Raw genomic sequence first — 25,020 nt, 5'->3', positions numbered from 1 at the left:
GCTGTCATGGCGGACTGGGTGGAATGCGGTTGGGGGCGTGGATCACTCCGGTCTGGCACCTACCGCACTCGCAGTCCACGCGGTGCAACTCTTACTTCACGCCTTCACGACGTAGGGTGCGACGCTTCCCAACTTTTCGCAGGTCTCCTCGAACTCTCGTTCCGGGCGGGACTGGCCGACGATTCCCGCCCCGGCACGTAACCACGCCCCTTCGCCGGTTTGGTAGATCGCTCGCAGGACCAGTGTCGCTTCGAGTGCGCCGGTTGGTGAAACACACACGACAGCGCCGGAATACAGCCCGCGCTCGTCGTTGTCGTTGCGGAAGACGGAGTCGACGCCTGCTTGCTTCGGGATGCCGGAGGCGGTGACGGACGGGAACAGCACTTCCAGTGCGTCCCAGGCGGTGCGTTCGGGGGCGAGTTCGCCGCGGACGGTCGACGCGAGGTGCTGCACGCTGCCGCGTTCGCGCACGGCCATGAAGTCCGAGACCGCCGTGGTACCGGGAACCGCTACCTCGGCGATCTCGGCGAACGATGTTTGCACCGAAATGGCGTGTTCGACAATTTCTTTCGGATCGGCCAGCAGGTCGACTCGGGCCGCGCTGTCCGCTTCGGGGCCGAGGCCGAAGGCGCGGGTACCGGCTAGTGGTTCGGTCGTGACCACTCGGTCGTCGTCGACGGAGGCCACCAGCTCGGGGCTGAATCCGGCCGCTTCCAGACCGCCCAGGCGCAGCAGGAAGGAGCGGGCGGGGGTGTTGTTGGCTCGGCCGAGGCGGTAGGTGGCAGGGACGTCGACAGCGAAGGGCAGTGCGACCTTGCGTGACAGGATCACCTTTTGGTAGCTGCCGGAACGGATTTCCTCGACGGCGGTGGCCACCCGGTCCTGGTATCCGGTGACATCGGGCCGCACGTCGACCGGATGCGCCGACGGCAGCTCGGCGCCCTGCGAGGCCGCGATGAGGTCGTGGATATCGCACATTTCGGCGGGGGTGGCGCCGCTGATCCGCACACCGTCGGCGTCGATGCGCACTTCGATGCGGGGGATCATCAGGTTGGCCAGCGAGGTCAGCGGGTTGAGATAGCGGGTGGCGCCGAGGGAATAGGCGCAGAATTCGAATCCGATCCAGCCGTACGCGTTGCGGCCGTCCAGGGGCAGGCTCGCCAGGGCGGCGTCGACGGCGGCGGCCGGTCTGCCGGTCCACGCGCGGGCGGCGGTCTGCCCACCCCAGGTGGTGCGCAGTTCGTTGGCGTCGAGTTCGACGCTGCCGAGTGGGTCAGCGGCAAACACCCAGACACCGGGCTGTTCGTACATCACGTACTCGCCGAACCGATCGGCCGAGGCCAACCACGACATCGCTGCCGCCGGATCGGTCACATATTCCACCCGTGTGGGCTGTTCCGTCGACGACAACGATCCTCCAAGGTAAAGCTGACCTAATTTAGCTTGGTTAGGTTAGCATTACCTCTAGGTTTTGCTACCCGTGTGCGGGGTAACCTTGCCCACTCATTGTCACCCGCGACCGCGCTGTCGGCGAAGTTCGGTGCGCTACGGCGAATCTGCGGCTTCAATGGAGAGATGATCGACAACGATGGGCGGCCCACGCGCACGACTCCGCAGGCGGACTCGGTAGTCGCCCTGGTCGACGCGGCCTCCGGCGTGGAGCGCGAGGTGATCGGCACCTGGATCGCCGAGGGCGGGCTGGCGCGCGAGATCGACTCCGACGGGCCCGTCACGCAGGTGGATCTCGACGCCAAGGCGCTCATCAAGCGCCTGGTGAACCGCCGCGACGACCCGCTGGTCGTCCCGGTCCGGGTGCTGTGGCTGCCGCCCGAGCGCGACGGCGTGCGCCGGGTGACCTTCGCCGACCTGGCCATGCTCACCAATCCGCGCAAGCCGAACCGCCTGGTGCAGCGCCGCCTACTGCGCACCCACCCCGACCGCCACCAAGTGCTGGTCGGCGCGCCCGCGCGGCTGAGCGAACTGCGCACCAACTATCCGGAGGCCGCCGCGCTACTGCGATCGGGCTCGCCCGACGCCTTCGCCCGCTCGGTACTGCGCGCGGCGGTCGTCGCGCTCGAACGCGCGGAACGCACCGTCATCGGCGACCGCTACAAGGTGCCGCAGCTGGTGGCCGAGGAAATCCTCGACTCACCGGAATTCCAGCGCAAACTCGACTACATCGCCGACGAGTTCGGCTCCGATCCCGCCCACGTCCACCGCAGCGCGGAGAAGGCGCTGCGCGAGCTGGTGGCCGCGCAGAGCAGGCTGGTGTCGGATCTGTTCACCCAGGCCATGCGACCGGTGCACGCCTCGACCTGGAAGGTCGACACCGACCTCGGCGGCCTGGACGCCCTGCGCTCGCTCAACCGCAAGTACCCGCTGGTCTTCCTGCCCTCGCACCGCTCGTATGTGGACGCCTTCGTCCTCGGCGACGTGCTGGCCCGCAACGACTTCCCACCCAACCATGTGATCGGCGGGGCGAACCTGAACTTCTGGCCGATGGGCCCGATCGCCCGGCGCACCGGCACCGTGTTCATCCGGCGCAGCTTCGGCGACGACGAGGTGTACAAGGCGGTGGTCGAGGAGTACTTCGCCTATCTGCTGTCCAAGCGGTTCAATATGGAGTGGTACTTCGAGGGCGGCCGGACCAGGACCGGCAAGCTGCGCCCGCCCAGGTACGGTTTGCTGAACTACCTTGCGGCGGCGGTGCGTTCGGGTCGCGTCGAGGACGTGATGCTGGTGCCGGTGTCGATCACCTACGAGCGGCTCAACGAGCTCGGCGCCATCGCCAGCGAGCAGGCAGGCGGCAAGAAGAAGCCGGAAGGTATCGCGTGGCTCGCGAGATACGTTCGTAGTCAGCAGCATTCGGCCGGGCGTGTGTATGTCCGCTTCGGCGAGGCGATTTCGGCGCGCGAACGGCTGGAAACCCACGGCGACCCGCTCGGTGAGCGCCCCAAGACCATTCCGCTGCACGACACCGCGACCGGGGCTACCAAGGTGCCCGACGAATCGGAGCTGAGCGAGACCGAACGCAAAGCCGTGCAGCGCTTGGCCTTCGACGTCGCGGTGCGGATCAACGCGGTCACCCCGATCACCGTCAACGCCCTGGTCACCCTGGCACTGCTCGGCGTGCACGAACGCGCACTGACGCTTGGCCAGGTGCGCACCGTGCTCGACCCGGTCCTCGGCTATATCGATCGACGCGGCCTGCCCGCGGGTGAATTGTCCAAGCTGCGCGACGAGCAGGGGCTGCAGGTCGTCCTCGAACAGCTGGCGCTGGCCGGGGTGGTCACCGTGTATCGCGGCGGGTTGGAACCGGTGTACTCCATCGAACCCGGCGCCCACCTCGAGGCGGCGTTCTACCGCAACAGCGCGGTGCACTGGTTCGTGAACCGGGCCATTCTCGAGCTGGCCGCGCTCACCGCCGTCGAACAGCCGGGCGACGACCCGCTCCGCGCGGCGTGGCGGGCCGCCTTCGCGCTGCGTGACCTGCTCAAATTCGAATTCTTCTTCCCCGAACGTGAGGAATTCGCCGACCAGATCATCGAAGAGGTGCGCGTGATCGTCCCCGAATGGGACGAGAACACCCCCGACGACCGCCTCGATCAGCAGTTCCTCAGCGCGCTCACCGAGTCGGGCTTCGTCATGGCGCACCGTGTCCTTCGCTCGTTCTTCGACGCGCAACTCGTGGTGGCCGAACGGCTCGCCGCCCGCCCGGCCGACGCCGTCATCGACCGCAAGGAATTCATCGACGAATGTGTCGCCGTCGGCAAGCAGATGCTGTTGCAGCAGCGGCTGCACAGCCCCGAATCGGTGTCGACGGAATTGTTCACCAGCGCGTGGAAATTGGCGGACAACCACCATTTGATCGCCCCGGCGGAGCCCGGCGGCGAGGACGACCTCATCGCGCGCCGCACCGAATTCGCGCAGCAATTACGTGATCTCGGCGAACGGATCGCCCGGGCCGCCTCGCTCGACCCGTCGAATCGGAACTCGCTGTGAGCGGCATCGACGACGCGGTCACCGCCATCAGAAACGGTCCACAGGGCGATCGGGTGCTCGCCGTCTTCGACACACGAGCCGTAGTCGACGCGCTGCCCCGAAAGCGGCTGGGGAACACAGTGCGCCGGCGCGGCGACGCTCGGCGGAATGCGATGCTGACCGGCTTCCGGCGGGACCATCGGCGATTTCTGCATGAAGCCGAACGGGCGTGGGCCGGTGTGCCGGAAGCGGAACTGGAGAAACTGGGTCGCGGGGTTTTCCGCAAGGAGATGTACGGCCGGATCTTCCCCGAAGCCTGGCAGTTGGTCCGCGAACACCAATCCGCCGGGCACACGGTGCTTTTGGTCAGCGAATTGTCGCTGTACCAGGTGGGCCCCTTCGCCGAACTGCTCGGCATCGACGACGTGCTGTGCACAAAGTTCGCCACCGACAACGGAATTCTCACCGGACAGCTCGATGGACCGCCGCTGTGGGGTACCGAGAAGGCCGAAGCGGTGGGCGAATTCGCCGCCGCGCGCGACTGCGAGATCGGCTATGTCTACGCCGACACCCCCGCGCTGCTCGAATCGGCGGGCATCCGGTCGGTCGACCCGACTACGTTCCAGCCACGCACAGCGCCGAGCCCGATCGACTACGCCCGCACCGTCCTCGCTTTCATCGCCCTCGTCGCCGGTGCCCTGACCGGCGTGATCCGCAAGTCCTACACCCGCGACCGCCAGGCCATGGCCGACGCCCTCATGCACGACGGAACCACCGCGACCCTGCGCACCCTCGGCGTCGAGCTGCGCGTGGTCGGAGCCGAGAACGCCCGTGCCCCACGGCCCGCCGTGTTCCTGTTCAACCATCAGAGCCAGTTCGACGTCATCATCGTTCCCAAGGTGCTCGACGGTGGCGTCACCGGCATCGGCAAGAAGGAACTGCGGTCGCATCCGCTCTTCGGGCCGCTCATGCGCTTCGTCGGCGTCACCTTCATCGACCGTTCCGACACCGAACGCGCGAAAGCGGCACTGGCACCGGTGGTTTCGACGCTGCGCGAAGGCCTGTCGATCGCCGTCGCCCCGGAGGGCACGCGCTCGTACACCCGCGGGGTCGGCCCGTTCAAGAAGGGCGCCTTCCACATCGCCAAGCAGGCGGGCGTCCCGGTGATCCCGATCGTCATCCGCAATGCCGGTGACATCGCCTGGCGCGACTCACCCATCGCCCGAAGCGGTGTCGTCGATGTGGCGATTCTGCCCCCGATCGATGTGTCGACGTGGAATCCCGCCGCGATGGACGAGGAGATCGAAGAAGTCCGCAGGCTCTACGAACGCACCTTGCTGAACTGGCCGAACGCCTGACAGCTCACCCTCCCGAAATGTGACCAGGGTCTCAGGCGGATGTCGCCACCCGCCCTTGACCTAAACCATTCTTCAGGTTTGAAGATTGTGTCACCACCGAATGAGGGAGAACATCATGAGCACCGCAGCCGCCACCGCAACCACCACCCGCACCCTGCCTGCCCTGAACCGGCCCGTCGCCGTGCTCGGCGCCGTCGCCGCCGCCCTGATCGCTAATCTGATCATCTGGGGAATCGGCGAGGCAGCGGGCGGTTCGTTCACCACGAACACCGACGGCAAGGTCTCCGACGTCGCTCCTGGCGGGGTGATCCTGATGTCGGTGGTTCCGCTGCTGATCGGACTGACCGCCGCGGTGCTGATCTCCTACAAGTGGACCGGGGTGCTGCGAGTCGCCGCCGTCGTCGGCTCGGTGCTGTCGATCGCGACCATCGGCATGACCTTGACCGCCGGCTTCGACACCGCCTCCACCATCGCCCTGTCGCTGATGCACGTGGTGCTGGTGCCGGCCATGGTGATCGCGCTGGAAGGCGTGCGGCGCCACATCGCCGAGCAGTGACACACAGCGAAAAGGCCCGGCCGGGAACGTTCCCGGCCGGGCCTTTTCGCGTGTGGTCTAGACAGAACGGCCGAACAGGAGCTTCCACGGCATTAGCGCCGATTCCAGCTGTACCTTCAGGCTCATCTTCGACGCGCCGACCGTGCGCTCCTCGAACCGGATCGGCACCTCGGCGATGGTGTAGCCACGCTTGATGGCGCGGTAGTTCATCTCCACCTGGAATGAGTAACCGTTGCTGCGGATGGAGGCCACGTCGATGGCGCGCAGGGTGTCGGCCTTCCACGCCTTGAAACCGGCGGTCGCGTCCTTGACGCCCAGGCGCAGAATCAGGTTCACGTAGAAGTTGGCCCACGCCGAGAGGGCCTTGCGGTACCACTTCCACTCCTCGGCGGTGGAGCCGCCGGGGACGTAGCGGGAACCGAGCACCACGCCGACGTCCTCGGAGGTCAGCTTCTCGAGCATGGCCGGGATCACCTCGGCCGGGTGCGAGAGGTCGGCGTCCATCTGGATCACCACGTCGGCGCCGTCGGCCAGGGCCTGGGTGATGCCCGCGATGTAGGCGCGGCCGAGGCCGTCCTTCTCGGTGCGGTGCAGCACGCTCACCACGTTCGGCAGCTCGGCGGCCAGTTTGTCGGCCACCTCGCCCGTGCCGTCGGGTGAGTTGTCGTCCACCACCAGCACATGCAGATCGGGCACCGGCAGCGCCGTCAGCCGCTCCACCGCCACCGGCAGATTTTCCCGCTCGTTGTAGGTCGGCACAACAACGGTAACCCTCAAGGGTCGCCCTCCCTGCTCACCTGGTAACGCCCGGCGGCCCAGGGTGCGGGCGCCGAGGCACGTCATCGATTCGTTATGACCGTACTCGATAGACCTGACGTGTTCCTGAGCGGCCGCCCGGGGCCCTCACCACAGCTGCCCGGCGTGGACCAGCGCGTCGACGACGAGCACGACACCGAACACGACGAAAAGGACACGAACCACCGGCGGTCCGTACCGGGTCACGCCACGCACGAGCATCCGGTACATCCGCCGTGCCCCACGGGTTCTGCGCAGCGCCAGCGCGAGCACGGCCAGCGGCAGCACCAGCGCCACGAGGCAGTAGGCCGCCACCAGCACCGGCCAGCTCGCGGGCAGCGGACGCTGCGCGGAGATCAGGGCGAGCGCCGCCAGGTACGGCACCGAGGTCGGCACCTTCGCCAGACCGAGGGTGAAACCGATCACCCCCATCAGCCACGGGTACTTGCGCACCGGCTGGACCCACCGGCCGCCCGGCGCCGCGCCCGCGTCGACCGGAATCGCCGCCACCGCGATCAGGACGAGCCCGATCACCAGCTCACCCCAGTAGCGCAGCGTGGGGGTGAGGTCGAAGTCGAGCAGGCGGACGAGGAAGTCGATGCCGAGCACCGTCGCGACCCCGAACAGCACCGAGACCGCGAAGACACCGCCGAGGAAGCTCAGCACACCGACCAGCGGCGAACGCCTGGCCAGCCTGCTGTCGGCGACCACGGCGGTGGTGATCGCCACCAGCAACACGTCGAGCGCGTCCAGCAGGGCGAACCCGAGCAGCGTGAGCAGGAGGACAGCCATCGCGGCCGACCCTACCGGTCGGTCAGCTCGGCGCCGACCAGGGGTTTCTCGAGAACCGGGTGGCCAAGAGTTTCGGACGCCCCCACGAACGGCCCCAGGTGGTTACGCTTTTCAGTGCCGGCAGCGCCGGGATCCGCGATCGTGAAGGGGCAGACATCGTGGCAGAAATGTCATTCGACCCGTCAGCGCTCGACGCTTATCAGCGTGCGGCAGCTCGGGTTTCCGAACTACTTGGCACCGCGGCCACCCAGACGACCACCGCGGCGGGCGTCGATCTTTCCGGATTGGGCGTGCTCGGACGCGAATTCGCCGCCGCGTGGACCCAGGCGGCGGGCGCGCACGCCTCAACCCTCAGCACGGCCGGGAATCTCGTCAGCGCCTACCAGGACATCCTGACCCGGTTCGGCGACGACGTCACCGGCGTCGACACGGATGTGGCCGCAGGCCTGCGCGCGATCGACAACGAGGTGGCCTGATGCGCACGAAATCGCTCGTCACCGAGAACACCCTGAGCACCATCACCCCCGAAGAGGCCGAGGCCAAGATCGAACCGGTGATCGCGCTGCTCGAGGTGCCGCTGCTGGAATTACGGAAGGCGCTGGGCACCAACACCTCCGCCGACCCCGATCCCGCCGTCGTCTCCGCCCTCACCTCCGCCTCGGCCGCGACCACGGCCACCGAGGACCCGCACCGGCTCGGCCTCTACGCGCTCGAGTCCACCGACACCGCCGCGCCGGCGACTCCGGCGCTGCGCCGGACCGCCACCGAGGTGTCGGCCGCGGCCGATCGGGGTGAGCGCCTGAGTACCCTGCTCGGCCAAGCGCATACGACGCAGGCGAACGCGGCCGCCAAGGTGGACGCGATCATCGCGGAGTTCCGGCGCAAGGCCAAATCCGCCGCACCCGCCGTGAACAGCAACAATCTCGATGCCATCGTGGAGCTCGCCGAGGAGGCGATCCAGGAGGCCGTCGGGGTGGTCGGTGCGGCCAGCACCGAGATGGACCAGCACACCCGCGACACCCAGGGGCTCACCAGCGATCTCGGCGGGACCAACGGGGTGACGGTTCCCCCGGGGGCGACCGAGGTCGCGCCGGGCGTGTACGTGCTCGGCACCGGCGGCACCGACACCTCCACCTGGAACGACGAGAAGACGACCGACCCGGCGGTCGCGGCGCAGATCGCGTTGCAGGAGGCGCTGATCGACGGCGGTGTGAGCCTCGGTACGGCGGCCATCGATGCCGGTGTCACCTTCGGCACGCACCTCATCGACAAGATCGCCGAAGTCGCCATGCACGGCATCGACAAGGGCGCCGAGCTGGCGACGACCGGCATCGACACCCTGGCGGCCAGGGTGGACGGTACGGCGGACACACCGGCCAACACCGCGCCCGCGACGACCGCGCCCGGCACCAATGGTGCTGGTAACAATGGGAATTCGAACACCTTGTTCGGCGGTCTCGGCGGCAACTCCGGTGGTTCCGGAGGTGCGAACCCGGGTGGTTCGGGCGGCGCGAACTCCGGTGGCGCGAACTCCGGTGGTGCGGCACCGAAGCCGGAGACCCCCGCACCCGCGCCGACCAACCCGACACCCAAACCCGAAGCGCCACAGCAGGCCCCGTTCCAGCAGGCACCCGCGCAGCAGCAGCCGATGCAGGGCGGGGTGATTCCACCCGCCGCGCGCCCGCAACAGGATCAGGAGAGCGAACGACCGTCGAACGCCCCCAAACACGGGCAACCCGGAGTTGTCCCGGCGAACGCCTAGGCCGCGCGCATGGACAACCCGTTCGGTGCCTATTTCTCGTCGCCGGACGCCACCGGGCGCCGGCGTCCGCAGGGCAAACGACGGCGCAGGCGGCGGCGCGAGGCCGAGCCGCAGACCATCGGAACCAACCCGGAGATGTGGCCGCCGCCGGAACCGGAACCGTTCACCGACGCCCCGGCGCCGACGCTGCTGCCCGAACCCGTCTACCGCCACCCCGACGAGGACGACGACGGGTTCACCGGTGACTGGAACGACTGGACCGACGCCGACATCCCCGTCGAACCGGTCCGCCACGACGATGTGGATTGGAACGACTGGGCGACGACGACCGCCACCGAGCAGAGCGGTGACCACGTGGAGATGCCGGTGTTGCCCAAGCTCAAGGATTTCGGCGGCGGCGGCCCCATCGCCCGCAGGCCACGCAAGAACTACAACGACGAACGCTACGACGACGGCCACGGCCGCACGAAGGCCGCCGCCGCGATCAAGGGCGTGGTCGGCGCACTGCTGTTCGTCGTACTGCTCGGCGTGGCCGCCACCATCTTCCTCGGCCCGGGCGACCGATCCGCCTCGGACACAAGGCAAGCCGGGCTGTCGAACATCACAGCTCCCACCTCGAGCACCACACCACCGTTGCCCGCGCACGCGCTCCCCGGCTGCGAGGAGTTCCGCACCACCTCCATCACCGTGAGCGCCGAACGCGGCGACGCGAGCTCACCCCAGGGCGCCATCCTCGGTTTCGAGTACAGCTATTACGTCGACCGCGACGCCGCCAAGGCCAGGTCCTTCGTCACCGACAACGCCCACGTCGGCGACGAGGCCGCCCTCGCCGCTGGCATCGCCACCCTGCCGCCGGACATCAAGTACTGCACCCACATCACCCGTGGCGATTCCACCGACACATCCATCTGGCACGTCACGATCCATCAGCAGTGGCCCGGCGACACCGCCATCGAGAAGGTGCACCAGACCATCAAGACCACCGAGATCTCGACCGGCCGCTACCGCATCACCAGCATCGACCACCGCCGCTGACGCGAAAATCCCCCGCACCGATCGGTACGGGGGATTTCTCGTGCGACCCTGACGGGACTCGAACCCGCGACCTCCGCCGTGACAGGGCGGCGCGCTAACCAACTGCGCCACAGGGCCTTGCTGCTTTCTCGCGGGGCGACTGTACCCCGATCGATGCCGTTTCCGGAAACGCGCAGGTGGTGTTCGTCGATCGCCACCGTCTCGGCACGCACCGACAGACTCGGCCACCGAGGCGATCTGTGATTGACACGACAACGTCGGCACGCCAAGCTAAGCAAGCGCTCATTTACTGCAAGGAGACAGCTCATGAAGGCTTGGCAGGTAGACCAACTCGGTGAACCACGAGAGGTGTTGCGGTTCAACGAGATCGACGACCCCGTCGCCGGTCCGGGACAACTGCTGGTGCGGGTACTCGCCGCTCCGGCCAACTTCCCCGACGTGCTGCTGTGCCGTGGGCAGTACCAGGTGAAGCCGCCGCTGCCGTTCACCCCCGGTGTGGAACTGTGCGGTTCGGTGGTCGCGGTCGGTGACGGCGTCACCGGGTTCGCGGTCGGTGACCGGATCGTCGGCACCACCGACCTGCCCGGCGGCGCCTTCGCCGAGATGGCGGTACTCGACGCGGCCAACGCCTTCCCCGCCCCCGAAGCACTCGACGACGCCGAAGCGTCCGCCCTGTGCATCGGCTACCAGACGAGCTGGTTCGCCCTGCACCGGCGCACCCGATTGCGAGCCGGGGAAACCCTGCTCGTACACGCCGCGGCCGGTGGCGTCGGCAGCACCGCCGTACAGCTCGGAAAGGCCGCCGGTGCCACCGTGATCGGTGTGGTCGGCGGGCCGGACAAGGCCGAGTACTGCCGCGAGCTGGGCGCCGATCTCGTCATCGACCGGCACACCTCGGACTTCGTGCCGATCGTCAAGGAGTTCACCGGCGGGCGCGGCGCCGACGTCGTCTACGACCCCGTCGGCGGCGATGCCTACGCCAAGTCGACCAAATGCATCGCCTTCGAGGGTCGCATCCTGGTAATCGGCTTCGCCGGCGGCACCATCCCCCAACCGGCCCTCAACCACGCCCTGATCAAGAACTATTCGATCATCGGCCTGCACTGGGGTCTTTACAAGCAATACAACCCGCAGGCGATCCGCGACTGCCACGACGAACTGACCCGGCTCGCCGCCGCGGACCAGCTGAAGCCGCTGATCAGTGAACGCCTGTCGCTGAGCGACGTGCCCGAGGGCCTCGGCCGGCTCGGCGACGGTACGACGGCTGGCCGCCTCGTCTTCCACCCCTGAACGCGAAAATCCCCTCGACCAGATGCTCTGGTGAGGGGATCTTTTGTGGCCAGGGCCGGGATCGAACCGGCGACCTTCCGCTTTTCAGGCGGACGCTCGTACCAACTGAGCTACCTGGCCGCAGGCACCCGTACGGAATGCCATACGCGAAGCGCCGGATTGCTCCGGCGCTTACTTGCGACCCTGACGGGACTCGAACCCGCGACCTCCGCCGTGACAGGGCGGCGCGCTAACCAACTGCGCCACAGGGCCTTGCTTTTCCTACACTACAGTCCGAAGACTGTACCCCCTACGGGATTCGAACCCGCGCTACCGCCTTGAAAGGGCGGCGTCCTAGGCCGCTAGACGAAGGGGGCTCGTTCCGAATCTCTCCGGGGCGGCTTCAACGTTTCCGTTGGGAGCTCGCATAGCTTATGACACCTCGGTGCGCTCTTCCAAATCGCCTGGTCAGGCGCCCAAACCGAGGTCGTCGAGACGGGCCTGGGCACGCCAGCCGTCGGTACGGAAGTGCTGTATCCACAGCGGCGTCGCCATGGCCTCGACGATCACCTCGAGCACCTCGGCGAAGCGGGCACGCAGATCGGCGGCCGAACCGGTGCCGATCGGGTCGACGAGATACCGCTGACCCGCCAGCGCCGCGGCGAGGGTTCTGGTGAACCGGTCGGGGTCGGCGTCGGCGCGCAGCTGACCGTCGTCGATGGCGCGCACCGCGAGCACCCGGGTGGCCCGGCCGAGGATGCGGCCACCGCCGTTGCCCGCGTCGCGATGGAAGTCGGGTTCGATCACCAGGCGGTACTCGGCCTGCACGATGGTGTCGTGCTCGAGCCGCAACGCGACCTCGTCGACCATGCCGTGCAGCACGTCGAGCGGGCCGAGGTCGGTGCGGGCCAGCCAGCGCTCCGCGCACAGCCGGTACCGCTCGACCGCGGTGTCGAGCACCGCGCGTGCGAGGTCTTCCTTGGAGTCGAAGTGGAAGTACATCGCGCCCTTTGTCGCGCGCGAACCTTCCAGAATGCGGTTGAGCGATGCCGCGGCATACCCGCTCTTCCCGAACTCGACGGCCGCGGACTTGATTATCGCGGCGCGTGTGCGGCGCGCCCGCTCTTGCTGCCGTGCCATGCTCGAAACGCCTCCGAACCTTCTCGTCGCCGCCGATCAATGACAGACCCGCGGCGCGAATTGTGGTTATTTTTCATACTTTTGGTATGTAAACTCGCCGAATGCCGGTACCCCTCCGGCTGGTATAGTTCGCCGGCCCGGGTGCGCCACAGGGGGTGCACACTCGGGCTCAATACCTGTGAGAACCGCCTCCTCCTGCGGTAGCGACTGCCCCTTTGCGAGGAGTTCGCGCGCCTTCGCGTTCACCCCGGCACATCGAACCCCCGATGAATTCCGCGACACCGCACCCACCACCGGGCGCCGGAAAGTGCGGCCCCGGTGATTGTTTCGAAATTCACCAGGTAATCACCGTACCCGCATTCCCCGAACGGCAACATGCGAATGGGACACCCGGTCCGTTTTTCCGGACAGGCAAACCGGGCGCAACCGTGAGCCGTGGCGCCGAATGCGAAAACCGCACTCGCACAGCATTGTTGGCCTGTCCAGCGCCCCCCTGCGGCGCACTCGCGGACCCCGGTATCACCCACACACTCCTGTTGATCGAAAGCTGTTGACCCACAACACTATTCGATGACACGTCGCGACGGGAAGTGGGAACGGCGATGTGCTCCAGCCCGTCAGCCGGGCATCGCGCCGGGGCGCGCCGCCGTTACCGGGGCCGACCGGACCATGTGCGCCGGAAGCCCGGCTGATAGGGGACACTATTCGGCGTCGCGGCGCGGTGTCGGTTAGACTCCGCTGCGCGCCCCTTTAGCTCAGTTGGTAGAGCTGGTGACTTTTAATCACTAGGTCGTAGGTTCGAGTCCTACAGGGGGCACCATCACTTCACCGTGACCACTGTCACGTGGCACTTCCCGGCCGCGCCGGAAGAGCCGGCCGTCATGGCCCCTGAACAGGCGAACGACCTCGCCGACAGCACTTCCCGCCGCCGCGACACCGAGAGTTCACCCGGTAGGCGCTAACGCCGCCGCCACTACAGCGATAGTCCCTACGCTGCGGACCGAAGACCTAGACTCGTCAGTACGTCCTACCGGCAGCTGCCGATGTTGTGGCGTTGTTCAACTTCATCGGCTTTACGCTCAGTTGCGTTTCGCATCACACCTACGGTGCCGTAAGGTATGGCCGCATCGCGACGTTCGACCGCAAGCACGACAGCGAAGGGTTTTTACATGGCAAGGGATCTGACTCAACTCGAACTGCTCACGGAGTTGGAGCCGGTTGCCGAGGAAAACGTCAACCGGCACCTGTCGCTGGCCAAGGAATGGCATCCGCACGACTACGTCCCGTGGGACGAGGGCCGCAACTTCGCCGCCATGGGCGGCATCGACTGGGATCCTGAGCAGTCCAAGCTCAGTGAGGTGGCCAAGGCCGCCATGATCACCAACCTGCTCACCGAGGACAACCTGCCGTCCTACCACCGTGAGATCGCCGAGAACTTCTCCCAGGACGGCGCCTGGGGCACCTGGGTCGGTCGCTGGACCGCCGAGGAGAACCGCCACGGCATCGTGATGCGTGACTACCTGGTGGTCACCCGTGGCGTGGATCCGGTGGCCCTCGAGAACGCCCGCATGATCCACATGACCAACGGGTTCGCCTCCCCCACCGAGGTGGACGCCGGCTTCCTGCACTCGGTCGCCTATGTGACCTTCCAGGAACTGGCCACCCGCGTGAGTCACCGCAACACCGGCAAGGTGTGCGACGACCCGATCGCGGACCGCATGCTGCAGCGCGTCGCCGCCGACGAGAACCTGCACATGATCTTCTACCGCAACCTCTGCGGCGCGGCGCTCGACCTGTCGCCCGACCAGGCGATCGAGGCGATCTCGCTGATCGTGGAGAACTTCCAGATGCCCGGCGCCGGGATGCCCAACTTCCGGCGCAACGGTGTGCTGATGGCCAAGCACGGCATCTACGACCTGCGCCAGCACCTCGAAGAGGTCGTGCAGCCGGTGCTCAAGAAGTGGAACATCTTCGAGCGCACCGACTTCACCGCCCGTGGCGAGGCCACCCGCGAGCGTCTCGGTGACTTCCTGGAGAAGCTCAGCCAGGACGTCGTCAAGTTCGAGGAGCAGCGCGACCGCATGCTCGCTCGCGAAGCCAAGAAGCGCGAGATGGCCAGCGTCTAGAACTCACGAAAAAGCGCCGCCCACCGGGATTCCGGTGGGCGGCGCTTTCGTACAGCCGGTTACTTCATCGGCAGGGCACCGTCGGCGCTGCCGACATCGGTGATCTTCCAGTCCTGCCCGGCATCGACGGTGATGTTGTAGGTGACGGTGTTGCGCAGGCCGTCGGGGTTCTGCGCGTTGGTGGTGCTCACGTCGACGAACGCGGCGACCTTGTACACCTGGCCCTCGCGCTCGAGCACCTTCGCGGTGATCGGGGTGGCGGTGGAGGCCCAGCGCAGCGGGACGACGATGTCTTCCAGCTTGTCGCCGGTGACGTCGAACTTGCCCGCGAGCTCGGTGGACGTGCCCGCCTTGAGCTTGGCCACCCAGGCGTCGACGTCCTGGTAGTTCAGCGTGGCCGAGCCGACGGAGTAGTCGAGGGCGATCTGTTCGGCCTTCGCGTCGTCGGCGGCCTCGGCACGCAGATCCGAGACATCCGAGCGCGCCGAGCCGTACAGCATGCCGAGCACGACGGCGGCGACGGCGAGCACGGCGATGGCGGCACCGCCGACCAGCGACGAGACACTGATCGCCACGGTCGCCTTACCGGGCGCGGCGGGGGTGGTGGTCGTGGCGTCTTCGGCCATGGGGGTCTTCTCCGATGATGTGGGGACAGCGCGCCGCCTGCTGCGGCAAAGCACAGGCTACTGAGCCGAGAGACATATCCCGAACGTTGAGTACCACATAAATGCCGCCGAGCCTTTGTGGAGTGGCCCGTGACCCGGCCGAAGTCGCCGGTACGCGAGATCGATCACATCCGGGTGGATGCGAGAATGGCAGACGTGACTATCACGATGCCCCAGGCACCGACCACGCTGCGGATCGGGCCCTACCCGGTCGATCCGCCCGTCGTGCTCGCACCCATGGCGGGCATCACCAACCTGGCCTTCCGCAAGCTGTGCCGCGAATTCGGCAGCAAGACCGCCATCTACGTGTGCGAGATGATCACCGCCCGCGCGGTGGTCGAGCGCAACGAGAAGACGCTGCACATGATGTCGTTCGACGCCGACGAGCATCCGCGCTCGATGCAGCTCTACGGTGTCGACCCGAAGACGCTCGGGGAGGCCGTTCGCATCGTCGTCGGTGAAGGCTGGGCCGACCACATCGACCTGAATCTCGGCTGCCCGGTGCGCAAGGTCACCCGGCTCGGCGGCGGTTCCGCGCTGCCCTACAAGCGCAGGCTGTTCGCCAACATCGTCAAGGAGATGGTGAAGGCCGCCGAACCGGCAGGCGTGCCGGTGACGTTCAAGTTCCGCATCGGCATCGACGACGAGCACCACACCTACCTCGACACCGGCCGCATCGCCGAGGCCGAAGGTGCCGCCGCCGTCGCCCTGCACGCGCGCACCGCATCGCAGCTGTACTCCGGCACGGCCGACTGGTCGGCCATCGCCCGGCTCAAGGAAGCCGTCACCACCATCCCGGTGCTCGGCAACGGCGACATCTTCACCGCCGACGACGCGCTGCGCATGATGAACGAGACCGGGTGCGACGGTGTGGTCGTCGGCCGCGGGTGCCTCGGCAGGCCGTGGCTGTTCGCCGAGCTCAGCGCCGCCCTGCGCGGCGAACCGGTCCCCGAGGGCCCGACGCTGGGCCGCGTCGGCGAGATCCTGATCCGCCACGCCACCCTGCTCGCCGAACACGACGGCGAGGACAAGGCGATGCGCGATATCCGCAAGCACATGGCCTGGTACCTGATGGGCTTCCCGGTCGGCTCGCAGCTGCGCCGCAGCTTCGCCACCGTGTCGGCGCTGAGCCAGATCGAGGACCTCGTCGCGCAGCTCGATCCGGACGTGCCCTTCCCCACCGACGCCCTCGGCCCACGCGGTCGCCAGGGCTCGCCGCAGACCAAGGTCGTGCTGCCCGACGGGTGGCTCGACGATCCCGAGGACGACACCGTGCCCACCGCCGCCGATGTGATGCACAGCGGAGGGTAAAGCTTCGGCGCTGGTCAGCGCGTCGCGACCGGATTCCGTGCGAATCTGTTGTGCACTGGAGTGGCTACTCGTGGCGGAATCGTTATCATTGCGGACATCGTTCGGCTCCGGTTCGACCGAGCAGCCGAACGATGACGCGTATGCGGCAGATAGAGAAGTGAGGTTCGCTGGTGGGTGACGATCGGCGCGGGCGTACGCCCCGGCCCGGAGGTCGCGCCCCGTGGGAGCGCTATCCGGCTGCCGAACCGCCCGCACAGAAGGACACCGGTTCCCGCCGATCACGGCACGCCGACGCCGATCCCGATGCGGCCCCGCTCACTGTCCAGGACCTCGTCGACCGGGTCGACAGCGAACGAACCAAACGCAGCCGCCGCGCTCCGGCCGATCCGTCGGGTTCTTCCCGCGCCGGCCGCCGCGCCCGCGACCAGGCACCCCGCCCGACCCCTCGCCCCGATATTGCGGCACGCGCCGACGGTTCGGCCGGCGACGCCCCCGCCGCACCACATCGCGTCGACTCCCCCGCCGACCGCATCGCGACGACCGCGATTCCCGCGCAGGGCAAGACTTTTCCCGCGCCCGGCAAGACCGTGCCCGCCCAGGGCAAAACCGCCCCGGCGAAGGGTAAGACGGTCCGCACGGCACCGCCCGCTCGTCGCGTCGACGAGCAGGTCACCGATATCCTGCCCACCGTCACCGAAACCCCGGCGGCCCCGCCGAAGCGCGTCGAGCCCAAGCGGGTCGAAACCAAGACCGCCGCCGACCGGACACCCGAACGGCGCCGCGCGAAACAGGCACGCCTCGCGGGACGGGTCGCGGTCACCTTCTTCGCCGTGCTGGCGCTGGTGGTCACCGGTGGTGGCTGGAGTTACCTGCGGGCCACCAACAACGGCTTCACCCAGGTGTCGGCCCTCGACGGTGCCACCGAGGACGTGCTCGACGGTGACATGCAGCTCGGCGACGAGAACTACCTCATCGTCGGCACCGACACCCGCGCGGGCCTGAACGCCGACATGGGCGCGGGATCCACCGTCGACGCCGAAGGCGCGCGCGCCGACACCGCGATGCTCGTGCACATCCCCAAGGACCGCTCCCGCGTGGTGGTCGTCTCCTTCCCGCGCGACCTCGACGTCACCCGGCCGCAGTGCGCGGGCTGGGACAACGACAAGGGCAAGTACACCGACCAGAAGTTCCCGTCGGCCATGGGCGACAAGCTCAACGCCGTCTACGCGCTCGGTGGGCCGCGCTGCCTGACCGACGTGGTGCGCAAGATGTCGGGTCTGAGCATCGGCCACTTCATCGGCATCGACTTCGCCGGGTTCGAGGCGATGGTCGACCAGATCGGTGGCGTGGAGGTGTGCTCGACCAAGCCGATCATCGACGGCGTGCTCGGCACCGTGCTCGAGAGCTCGGGCAAGCAGCGCGTGAACGGCGAGACGGCCCTCAACTATGTGCGGGCCCGGCACGTGGTCGGCGAGGAGCGCAGCGACTACGACCGCATCCACCGGCAGCAGACCTTCCTCGCGGCCCTGCTGCGTGGTGCGCTGTCGGGTCAGGTGCTGCTCGACCCGGCCAAGCTGCAGGGTTTCGTCGAGGCGTTCCGTCAGCACACCTTCGTCGACGGTGTCGAGACCAAGGACCTGATCCTGCTCGGCCGGTCGCTGCAGAAGGTCAACGCGGGCGCGGTCACCTTCATCACCGCCCCGACCGCGGGAACCACGTCCTACGGCAACGAGATTCCGCGCGAAGCCGACATCAAGGCGATCTTCCGCGCGATCATCGACGACCAGCCGCTGCCCGGCGAGCAGACCGCCCCGCCGATCACCAACCCCAGCACACCCGCGGCCCCCACCCAGGCGCCCAAGATGTACGCGGTGAGCCCGGCGTCGGTGTCGCTGCTGGTGACCAACGGCACCCAGACCGCGGGCATGGCTCGGCAGGCGGCCAACAAGCTGTCGAACTTCGGTTTCGGCATCTACAACGTCGCCAATGCCACCGAGTACACCGACACCACCGAGGTGCGCTACGCCGAGGGCAACGAGGCGGCCGCCGCGACCGTGGCCAGTGCCATCCCCGGCGCGGTCCTGCAACGCGACGACGACCTCAGCGGCATCATCGAGGTGGTCGTCGGCTCGGACTACACGGGCCAGGTGCGTACCCCCACGACGGTCGGCGCCGAGCTGCCCGCGGTGTCGCTCGGCGAGCCGGTCTCGGCCGCACCGGTGCGTCTGCCCTCGGATCTCGAGCACATGAACGCCGCCGACACCAGCTGCGACTGAGCCTGCCTGATTCACGACGCGCGCTGAGCTGGCACGACTGTGCCACACGGCATTAACCCGGTGTTGGGTGACAGGGGTACCGGTACCCACTAGGGTCAGCCATTATGCGTGTCATCTACAACGAGCAAATGGCCGAGCTCGCCAATCTGCTCGGCGAAATGGCCGGTCTCGCCGGCCAGGCCATGGAGCAAGCCACCCAGTCGCTGCTGCAGGCCGACCTCGCGCTCGCCGAGCAGGTCATCGGCGAGCAGGATCGGATCTCGGTGATGATCGCCGAGGCCGAGGAGAAGGCGTTCGCTCTTCTCGCGCTGCAGGCGCCCGTCGCGGGCGACCTGCGTCAGGTGGTCAGTGCCATCCAGATCGTCAACGACGTGAACCGGATGGGCGCGCTGGCCCTGCACGTCGCCAAGGTGACCCGCCGCCGCCACCCCAACCACGCCCTGCCCGAATCGGTGAACGGCTACTTCGCCGAGATGGGCCGCATCGCGGTGAACATGGGCGCAGGCGCCAAGGAGGTGCTCGAGACCCGCGATCCCGAGCGCGCCGCCCAGCTCAACCAGGACGACGAGGCGATGGACGACCTCCACCGCCACCTGTTCACCCTCCTGATGGACCGGGAATGGAAGTACGGCGTCGCCGCCGCCGTCGACGTCACCCTCCTGGGCCGCTACTACGAGCGCTTCGCCGACCACGCCGTCGAGATCGGCCGCCGCGTGATCTTCCTGGTCACCGGTGTGCTCCCGGACGGCGAAATCGAAAGCTGAAGCAGTACAACGAGAAAGCCCCCACCCTCCCGAAGGAGCGCGGGGGCTTTCTCGTCGGCTCCCTTACCCGAAGCGGCCCGAGATGTAGTCCTCGGTGGCGCGCTGGGTGGGGTTGGAGAAGATCTTCTCGGTGTCGTCGATCTCGATGAGCTTGCCGGGCTTGCCCTGGGCCTCGAGGTTGAAGAAACCGGTCTGGTCGCTCACGCGGGCGGCCTGCTGCATGTTGTGCGTGACGATGACGATCGTGAACTCCTTCTTGAGTTCGGTGATCAGGTCCTCGATCGCGAGGGTGGAGATGGGGTCGAGGGCCGAGCAGGGCTCGTCCATCAGCAGCACGTCGGGCGAGACCGCGATGGCGCGGGCGATGCACAGACGCTGCTGCTGACCACCCGACAGGCCGCCACCGGGCTTGTCGAGACGGTCCTTGACCTCGTTCCACAGGTTCGCACCGCGCAGCGAGCGCTCGGCGACCTCGTCGAGTTCCTTCTTGTTGCGCACACCCTGCAGCTTCAGCCCGGCCACCACGTTGTCGCGAATCGACATGGTGGGGAACGGGTTCGGGCGCTGGAACACCATGCCGATGGTGCGGCGCACACCCACCGGGTCGATCGCCGAACCGTAGATGTCCTCGCCGTCGAGCAGCACGGCACCTTCGACGCGGGCGTTCGGGGTCACCTCGTGCATGCGGTTGAGCGAGCGCAGCACGGTGGACTTGCCACAACCGGAGGGACCGATGAAGGCGGTGACGCTGCGCGGCAGCACGGTCAGGTCCACGTTCGACACGGCGTGGAAGCTGCCGTAGTAGATGTTGAGATCTTTGACGTCGATCCGCTTGGCCATGGGAGTTTCCGTTCGCTTCTATCGGTTCCGGGTGAGCAGCTTGTTGACCGCGGCGGCAGCCAGGTACAGCAGCGCGATGAGCAGGATCAGCGTGAGCGCCGCACCCCAGACACGCGCGCGACCGGCCGGCTCCGGGTTGGCCAGCTCCTGGTAGATCAGCAGCGGCAGCGAGGCCATGTTGCCGTCGAAGATGTTCTGGTTGATCGACTTCGAGTAACCCACCAGCACCAGCACGGGCGCGGTCTCACCCATCACGCGGGCAAGGGCGAGCAGGATGCCCGAGATCATGCCCGGCGCGGCGGTGGGGATGACGATGCGCAGGATGGTCTTCCACTTGGGCACGCCGAGCGCGTAGGAAGCCTCGCGCAGCTCGTCGGGCACCAGCTTCAGCATCTCCTCGGTGTTGCGCACCACCACCGGCAGCATCAGCAGCACCAGTGCCAGCGACACCGCGAACGAACTCTGCGGCATACCGAGCGTGGCGATCCACAGCGCGAAGATGAACAGCGCCGCGACGATCGATGGCACACCGGCGAGGATGTCGACCATGAAGGTGGTGACCTTGGCCAGCTTGCCGCGACCGTATTCCACCAGGTACACAGCGGCCATCACGCCGAGCGGCACCGCGATGACGGTCGCGATCAGTGCCTGCACGATCGTGCCGTAGATCGCGTGGTACACACCGCCGCCGGACTGGTCCGGCAGGATGCCCTTCTGCGAGTTGAACCACCAGTCGGCGGTGACGATCGAGCCGATGCCCTTCACCAGGACCAGGCCGAGCACCCACACCAGCGGGATCAGCGCGATCACGAAGCAGAGGGTGACCAGACCGGTGGCGATGTTGTTCTTGATCCGCCTGCCGTTGGAGACGTGGCGGAACGTCGGCGCCTTGACCGGCTTGTCGAGGGTCGATGTGGTGGTCATCAGCCGTTCACCTTTCCACCGGAGGCCAGGCGGGCCAGTGCGTTGACGACGAAGGTCAGCGCGAAGAGGACGAAGCCGGCGGCGATGTAGGCGCCGGTCGGCAGCGGGGAACTGAATTCCGAGGCGGCCGAGGCGATCTTGGAGGCGAAGGTGTAACCACCGTCGAACAGCGACCAGGTGCCCGCGTTGCTCGCGGTACGGAGCACGACGAGCACGGCGATGGTCTCACCGAGCGCGCGGCCGAGGCCGAGCATGGAACCGGCGATCACACCGCTGCGGCCGTAGGGCAGCACCGTCATCCGCACGACTTCCCACTTCGTGGCGCCCAGCGCCTGGGCGGCCTCGATGTGGGCGCGGGGGGTGAGCGCGAACACCTCGCGGGCCACCGAGGTGATGATCGGCAGGATCATCACGGCGAGCACGACACCGGCGGTGAAGATGGTGCCGCCACCGGCGATCGAGACGTTGCCGTCGGAGAACAGGAAGAACCAGCCGAGGTTGGAGTTGAGGAACTCCTGCACCGGCGCGATCTGCGGGGCGAGCACGAGGAAGCCCCACAGACCGAACACGATGGACGGCACCGCGGCGAGCAGGTCGATCAGCATGGTGAACGGCTTGCCCAACCGCGACGGCGCGTACTGGGTGAGGAACAGCGCGATGCCGACGCCGATCGGCACCGCCACGATGAGCGCGAACACCGAGCTCAGCACCGTGACCATGAACAGGTCACGGATGCCGAAGCGCAGGTTGTTCGCGTCACCGGTGGAGAATTCCGTGCTGGTGAAGAAGTTGGCGTTGTCGGCCATGAGCGAGGGGACCGCGCGGATCAGCAGGAACAACGCGATCAACGCGATGGCCGCGACAATGGTCGCGCCCGCCGCGGTGGCCAGCCACCGAAAGATCGTCTCGGCGTTCAGGCGCCCGGAACGACCCTTCTCCGGGGCCTTGTCGAATTTCGGTTCGGTCGGCATATGCGAAGTATCTCCGGCCGCCCGCGGGCCCGTCGAATCCGACGAGCCCGGTGCGGTCACCTCAGGGTGCATGGTCATGGCCTACGCAGCGATCAGGAGATGGCGTTGATCGCGGTGGTCAGCTTGGTCTTGAACTTTTCCGGGATGGCGATGTAGCCGGCCTGGTCCAGTCCGTCCTGACCGTTGGTGACGGCCGAAGTCAGGAACGCCTTCACGGCCTTGGCGGTCTCGGCATCGGCGTACTTGGAGCACACGATCTCGTAGGTCGGCATGATGATCGGGTACGCGCCCGCCTCGGCAGGCTTGTAGAACGAGCTCACGTCGAGCACCAGGTCGTTGCCCTCGCCCTTGATCTTGGCGGCATCGATGGCCTTGCCCGCCGACTCGTTGGTCAGCGCGACCGGGTCCTTGGAGGCCGAGGTGACGATCTGCGCGATCGACAGGTTCTGCGCCTTGGCGAAGGACCACTCGTTGTAGGTGATCGAGTTCTTGGTGTTCTTGATAGCGGCCGAGGTGCCCTCGTTGCCCTTGGCGCCTTCGCCGACGCCACCGTTGAAGGTCTTGCCGCCACCCTTGCCCCACGCCCCATCGGAGGCGGCGTCGAGGTAGAGCTGGAAGTTGTCGGTGGTGCCCGACTCGTCGGAGCGGAAGATCACGGCGATCTTCTCCGAGGGCAGCTTGGCGTTGGGGTTCAGCGCCTTGATCTCGGGGGCGTCCCAGGTGGCGACGGCGCCGCTGAATACCTTGGCGGCGGTCGGGCCGTCGAGGACCAGGTCGGTCACGCCGTCGACGTTGTAGGTGATCGCGATCGGGCCGAAGACGGTCGGCAGGTTCCACGCGGGGCTCGCGCAACGCTCCTGAGCCTTGGCGGGCTCGTCCTTCTTGGAGCTCAGCGGCGAGTCCGAGCCGGCGAAGTCGGTCTGGCCGCCGATGAACTCGTTGACACCGGCCCCGGAGCCGCTCGAGGTGTAGTTCAGGGTGAAGCCGTCGCAGTTGGCCTCGTAGGCGGCGACGAAGCGCTCCATGGCGTTCTTCTGCGCCGACGAACCGCTCGCCTTGAGCGCCTTCGTGCCCGCGCATTCGACGGCGCTGTTGGCGGCCACGCCGTTGTCACCGGTGTTGTCGTCGCTGCCACAGGCGGCCAGAGACATGGCACCCGCGGCGAAGACGCCGACCAGGGCGCTGGTGCGCTTGAAGTTCACTTTTCCTCCGACATTGCTGACGAACTCGCTCGGTCCCTCACCGGCCCGGGCGAGTTGGGTGGTGCGGATCGCGGGTGAACGCGAGCACCAGGCGACGACTGTGCCGCCCAGAAGTAACGTAGGTTCGCCCGGTTGACAGTTGGCCCGAGGTGGGTTAACGGAGAATGAACAGCCCGGCGCGATTAGACCGAGCGTGTGATGTTTGCCCCAGTTTTACTCGTCGGTACCCGGTCATCCTCACAATATTCAGGGTTGCCGAGGAACTGTGAGCTGTCTCGCAGCGGGTCAGCTCAGCGCGTAGGCGACGTCGATATGGGCGGGTGCGAAGCCCAGTTTGGTGTAGGTCCGCACGGCGGCGTGGTTGTCGGCCTCGGTGTAGAGCAGCACCTCGGTCAGGCCGGTGTCGCGCAGGTAATGCAGTCCGGCCAGGGTGAGCAGTCGACCCAGGCCACGGCCCTGCGCGGCGGGGTCGATGCCGACGACGTAGACCTCGCCTGCCGGGGCGGCGTCGGGGTGTGCCTTGGTCCAATGGAAGCCGAGTAGGCGGTCGGGATCGGCGGCGTCGAACGCCAGGAAGAGCCCGGCCGGATCGAACCAGGATTCGGCGCGGCGGGCGGCGATGTCGCGCTCGGTCCAGCCGCCCTGTTCGGGGTGCCAGGCGAAGGCGGCGTTGTTGACTCGCAACAGTTCGGCATCGTCGGCGGGGCCTTCGTAGGTGCGCAGGACGAGGCCTTCGGGGACCTCGAGAGAGGGTAGCTCGGGGGTTGCCAGGCTGCGGCGCATCTGCCAGAGTTCGCGTGCTGTCGTCAGTTTCAGGGCGGCGGCGAGGGCTTTGGCGGCGGGCAGATCGCCGTGTGCCCAGACGCGGGCGCCCTTGCCGCCTTCGGTGAGGGCTGTACGGACGAGGTCGGTACCGATGCCCTGTTCGCGAGCTTCGGGGTCGACGGCCACTTCTGCCATTGCGGGGTGATCACCGTGTGCCGCAACGAGATTCGCGTAGCCGACGATCTCGCCGTTGCGTTCGGCGAGCAGATGTCTTGTGCCGGGGGTGGTTTCGGCGAGCGAGAGGACCGCCTGCTCGGAGACGGGGGCTACGCCGTCGGCGGACTTCGCGCGGTCGAGCAGGGTGCGGATGTTCTCAGCGGTGGTGGAGTCGACGGTCTCGGTCCACTTCAAGGTTGCCCCCTGTGTTTTGAGCGTACGTCGGGTGAGGTGCCCGGCTCTTTGGGTTTTGGGATTGCGGGAGGTACTGG

Annotated in this window: 21 protein-coding genes and 5 tRNA genes; 12 read left to right on the top strand and 14 right to left on the bottom strand. The window is 67.4% G+C overall.

Annotated elements, in window-relative coordinates:
- Positions 1–96: 96 nt before the first annotated feature.
- The gene (locus NCO8_RS17255) at positions 97–1,383 is read right to left on the bottom strand and encodes a salicylate synthase (RefSeq protein ID WP_376739948.1); all 1,287 of its coding nucleotides are present in this window, start codon (positions 1,381–1,383) and stop codon (positions 97–99) included.
- A gap of 192 nt (positions 1,384–1,575) precedes the next feature.
- Between NCO8_RS17255 and NCO8_RS17250 the strand changes: the two genes are divergently transcribed.
- The 3 genes from NCO8_RS17250 to NCO8_RS17240 all read left to right on the top strand — a co-directional run bounded on the left by NCO8_RS17250 (position 1,576) and on the right by NCO8_RS17240 (position 5,895).
- A complete protein-coding gene (locus NCO8_RS17250) occupies positions 1,576–4,002 on the top strand; it encodes a glycerol-3-phosphate 1-O-acyltransferase (RefSeq protein ID WP_067640907.1) in 2,427 nt (808 codons plus the stop codon).
- Entirely contained in the window at positions 3,999–5,339 is a 1,341-nt protein-coding gene (locus tag NCO8_RS17245) for a 1-acylglycerol-3-phosphate O-acyltransferase (RefSeq protein WP_067640905.1), read from the top strand. Before NCO8_RS17250 ends, NCO8_RS17245 begins: the two co-directional genes overlap by 4 nt.
- Before the next feature lie 115 nt (positions 5,340–5,454).
- Positions 5,455–5,895: a DUF6069 family protein gene (locus tag NCO8_RS17240; RefSeq protein WP_067640903.1), complete on the top strand. Its 441-nt coding sequence runs from the start codon at positions 5,455–5,457 to the stop codon at positions 5,893–5,895.
- Positions 5,896–5,952: 57 nt separating this feature from the next.
- On the opposite strand, the gene NCO8_RS17235 is transcribed toward NCO8_RS17240, so the two are convergent.
- Together NCO8_RS17235 and NCO8_RS17230 are read right to left on the bottom strand one after the other, a co-directional pair.
- A complete protein-coding gene (locus NCO8_RS17235) occupies positions 5,953–6,714 on the bottom strand; it encodes a polyprenol monophosphomannose synthase (protein WP_210740475.1) in 762 nt (253 codons plus the stop codon).
- An 84-nt stretch (positions 6,715–6,798) separates the two neighbouring features.
- Positions 6,799–7,482, bottom strand: coding sequence for a GAP family protein (locus NCO8_RS17230; protein ID WP_067640899.1), 684 nt, complete (start codon positions 7,480–7,482; stop codon positions 6,799–6,801).
- A gap of 158 nt (positions 7,483–7,640) precedes the next feature.
- On the opposite strand from NCO8_RS17230, the gene NCO8_RS17225 reads away from it, so the two are divergent.
- Genes NCO8_RS17225 through NCO8_RS17215 form a run of 3 tightly spaced genes read left to right on the top strand, consistent with a single transcriptional unit; the run spans position 7,641 to position 10,279 of the window.
- Positions 7,641–7,958 (top strand): hypothetical protein, encoded by a 318-nt coding sequence (locus NCO8_RS17225; RefSeq protein WP_157104952.1) that lies wholly within the window; start codon positions 7,641–7,643, stop codon positions 7,956–7,958.
- On the top strand, positions 7,958–9,244 hold the full coding sequence (locus tag NCO8_RS17220; protein WP_067640895.1) for a hypothetical protein: 1,287 nt from the start codon (positions 7,958–7,960) through the stop codon (positions 9,242–9,244). The genes NCO8_RS17225 and NCO8_RS17220 overlap by 1 nt, the downstream gene beginning before the upstream one ends.
- A gap of 9 nt (positions 9,245–9,253) precedes the next feature.
- Complete coding sequence (locus tag NCO8_RS17215) at positions 9,254–10,279, top strand: DUF8176 domain-containing protein (protein ID WP_067640893.1); 1,026 nt, start codon at positions 9,254–9,256, stop codon at positions 10,277–10,279.
- 43 nt (positions 10,280–10,322) lie between these two features.
- Here the strand turns inward: NCO8_RS17215 and NCO8_RS17210 are convergent.
- A tRNA-Asp gene (locus NCO8_RS17210) sits at positions 10,323–10,396 on the bottom strand.
- Positions 10,397–10,585: 189 nt separating this feature from the next.
- On the opposite strand from NCO8_RS17210, the gene NCO8_RS17205 reads away from it, so the two are divergent.
- Positions 10,586–11,569 (top strand): NADPH:quinone oxidoreductase family protein, encoded by a 984-nt coding sequence (locus NCO8_RS17205; RefSeq protein WP_067640891.1) that lies wholly within the window; start codon positions 10,586–10,588, stop codon positions 11,567–11,569.
- A gap of 46 nt (positions 11,570–11,615) precedes the next feature.
- On the opposite strand, the gene NCO8_RS17200 is transcribed toward NCO8_RS17205, so the two are convergent.
- From NCO8_RS17200 to NCO8_RS17185, 4 genes are all read right to left on the bottom strand, one after another.
- Positions 11,616–11,689 (bottom strand) — tRNA-Phe (locus NCO8_RS17200).
- Positions 11,690–11,747: 58 nt separating this feature from the next.
- Positions 11,748–11,821 (bottom strand) — tRNA-Asp (locus tag NCO8_RS17195).
- Positions 11,822–11,852: 31 nt separating this feature from the next.
- Positions 11,853–11,925 (bottom strand) — tRNA-Glu (locus NCO8_RS17190).
- Positions 11,926–12,016: 91 nt separating this feature from the next.
- A complete protein-coding gene (locus tag NCO8_RS17185) occupies positions 12,017–12,688 on the bottom strand; it encodes a TetR family transcriptional regulator (RefSeq protein WP_067640889.1) in 672 nt (223 codons plus the stop codon).
- 744 nt (positions 12,689–13,432) lie between these two features.
- On the opposite strand from NCO8_RS17185, the gene NCO8_RS17180 reads away from it, so the two are divergent.
- A tRNA-Lys gene (locus tag NCO8_RS17180) sits at positions 13,433–13,508 on the top strand.
- 349 nt (positions 13,509–13,857) lie between these two features.
- Complete coding sequence (locus NCO8_RS17175; protein ID WP_067492353.1) at positions 13,858–14,814, top strand: acyl-ACP desaturase; 957 nt, start codon at positions 13,858–13,860, stop codon at positions 14,812–14,814.
- Positions 14,815–14,873: 59 nt separating this feature from the next.
- Here NCO8_RS17175 and NCO8_RS17170 read toward each other — a convergent pair whose 3' ends face one another.
- Positions 14,874–15,440 (bottom strand): hypothetical protein, encoded by a 567-nt coding sequence (locus NCO8_RS17170; RefSeq protein WP_067492352.1) that lies wholly within the window; start codon positions 15,438–15,440, stop codon positions 14,874–14,876.
- A 186-nt stretch (positions 15,441–15,626) separates the two neighbouring features.
- Here NCO8_RS17170 and dusB point away from each other — a divergent pair, with 186 nt between their 5' ends.
- The 3 genes from dusB (at position 15,627) to phoU (ending at position 19,830) form a co-directional block, all read left to right on the top strand.
- Positions 15,627–16,790 carry a tRNA dihydrouridine synthase DusB gene (gene dusB / locus NCO8_RS17165; protein WP_067640887.1) on the top strand — a complete coding sequence of 388 codons (1,164 nt, stop codon included), beginning with the start codon at positions 15,627–15,629 and terminating at the stop codon, positions 16,788–16,790.
- A gap of 170 nt (positions 16,791–16,960) precedes the next feature.
- Positions 16,961–19,066, top strand: coding sequence for an LCP family protein (locus NCO8_RS17160; RefSeq protein ID WP_067640885.1), 2,106 nt, complete (start codon positions 16,961–16,963; stop codon positions 19,064–19,066).
- 104 nt (positions 19,067–19,170) lie between these two features.
- On the top strand, positions 19,171–19,830 hold the full coding sequence (phoU, locus tag NCO8_RS17155) for a phosphate signaling complex protein PhoU (protein ID WP_067640883.1): 660 nt from the start codon (positions 19,171–19,173) through the stop codon (positions 19,828–19,830).
- 63 nt (positions 19,831–19,893) lie between these two features.
- On the opposite strand, the gene pstB is transcribed toward phoU, so the two are convergent.
- The 5 genes from pstB to mshD all read right to left on the bottom strand — a co-directional run bounded on the left by pstB (position 19,894) and on the right by mshD (position 24,943).
- Entirely contained in the window at positions 19,894–20,670 is a 777-nt protein-coding gene (pstB, locus tag NCO8_RS17150) for a phosphate ABC transporter ATP-binding protein PstB (protein ID WP_067640881.1), read from the bottom strand.
- A gap of 18 nt (positions 20,671–20,688) precedes the next feature.
- A complete protein-coding gene (gene pstA / locus NCO8_RS17145; protein ID WP_067640879.1) occupies positions 20,689–21,594 on the bottom strand; it encodes a phosphate ABC transporter permease PstA in 906 nt (301 codons plus the stop codon).
- Entirely contained in the window at positions 21,594–22,565 is a 972-nt protein-coding gene (gene pstC / locus NCO8_RS17140; RefSeq protein WP_067640877.1) for a phosphate ABC transporter permease subunit PstC, read from the bottom strand. Before pstC ends, pstA begins: the two co-directional genes overlap by 1 nt.
- Before the next feature lie 92 nt (positions 22,566–22,657).
- Positions 22,658–23,767, bottom strand: coding sequence for a phosphate ABC transporter substrate-binding protein PstS (pstS, locus tag NCO8_RS17135; RefSeq protein ID WP_084457261.1), 1,110 nt, complete (start codon positions 23,765–23,767; stop codon positions 22,658–22,660).
- Between the two features lie 285 nt (positions 23,768–24,052).
- A complete protein-coding gene (gene mshD / locus NCO8_RS17130) occupies positions 24,053–24,943 on the bottom strand; it encodes a mycothiol synthase (protein WP_067640875.1) in 891 nt (296 codons plus the stop codon).
- Positions 24,944–25,020 lie beyond the last annotated feature (77 nt).

Origin of the sequence: Nocardia coubleae NBRC 108252 (assembly GCF_001612805.1) — a bacterium.
In the GTDB taxonomy this organism is placed as follows: domain Bacteria; phylum Actinomycetota; class Actinomycetes; order Mycobacteriales; family Mycobacteriaceae; genus Nocardia; species Nocardia coubleae.
This window is presented reverse-complemented; position numbering and strand designations above follow the sequence as displayed.

Coding starts and splice junctions, on each gene's coding strand:
- NCO8_RS17230 (WP_067640899.1), bottom strand. CDS start 7,482: ATGGCTGTCCTCCTGCTCACGCTGCTCGGGTTCGCCCTGCTGGACGCG.
- NCO8_RS17205 (WP_067640891.1), top strand. CDS start 10,586: ATGAAGGCTTGGCAGGTAGACCAACTCGGTGAACCACGAGAGGTGTTG.
- phoU (WP_067640883.1), top strand. CDS start 19,171: ATGCGTGTCATCTACAACGAGCAAATGGCCGAGCTCGCCAATCTGCTC.
- dusB (WP_067640887.1), top strand. CDS start 15,627: ATGGCAGACGTGACTATCACGATGCCCCAGGCACCGACCACGCTGCGG.
- NCO8_RS17215 (WP_067640893.1), top strand. CDS start 9,254: ATGGACAACCCGTTCGGTGCCTATTTCTCGTCGCCGGACGCCACCGGG.
- pstB (WP_067640881.1), bottom strand. CDS start 20,670: ATGGCCAAGCGGATCGACGTCAAAGATCTCAACATCTACTACGGCAGC.
- NCO8_RS17250 (WP_067640907.1), top strand. CDS start 1,576: ATGATCGACAACGATGGGCGGCCCACGCGCACGACTCCGCAGGCGGAC.
- NCO8_RS17220 (WP_067640895.1), top strand. CDS start 7,958: ATGCGCACGAAATCGCTCGTCACCGAGAACACCCTGAGCACCATCACC.
- pstC (WP_067640877.1), bottom strand. CDS start 22,565: ATGCCGACCGAACCGAAATTCGACAAGGCCCCGGAGAAGGGTCGTTCC.
- NCO8_RS17240 (WP_067640903.1), top strand. CDS start 5,455: ATGAGCACCGCAGCCGCCACCGCAACCACCACCCGCACCCTGCCTGCC.
- NCO8_RS17170 (WP_067492352.1), bottom strand. CDS start 15,440: ATGGCCGAAGACGCCACGACCACCACCCCCGCCGCGCCCGGTAAGGCG.
- NCO8_RS17185 (WP_067640889.1), bottom strand. CDS start 12,688: ATGGCACGGCAGCAAGAGCGGGCGCGCCGCACACGCGCCGCGATAATC.
- NCO8_RS17175 (WP_067492353.1), top strand. CDS start 13,858: ATGGCAAGGGATCTGACTCAACTCGAACTGCTCACGGAGTTGGAGCCG.
- pstA (WP_067640879.1), bottom strand. CDS start 21,594: ATGACCACCACATCGACCCTCGACAAGCCGGTCAAGGCGCCGACGTTC.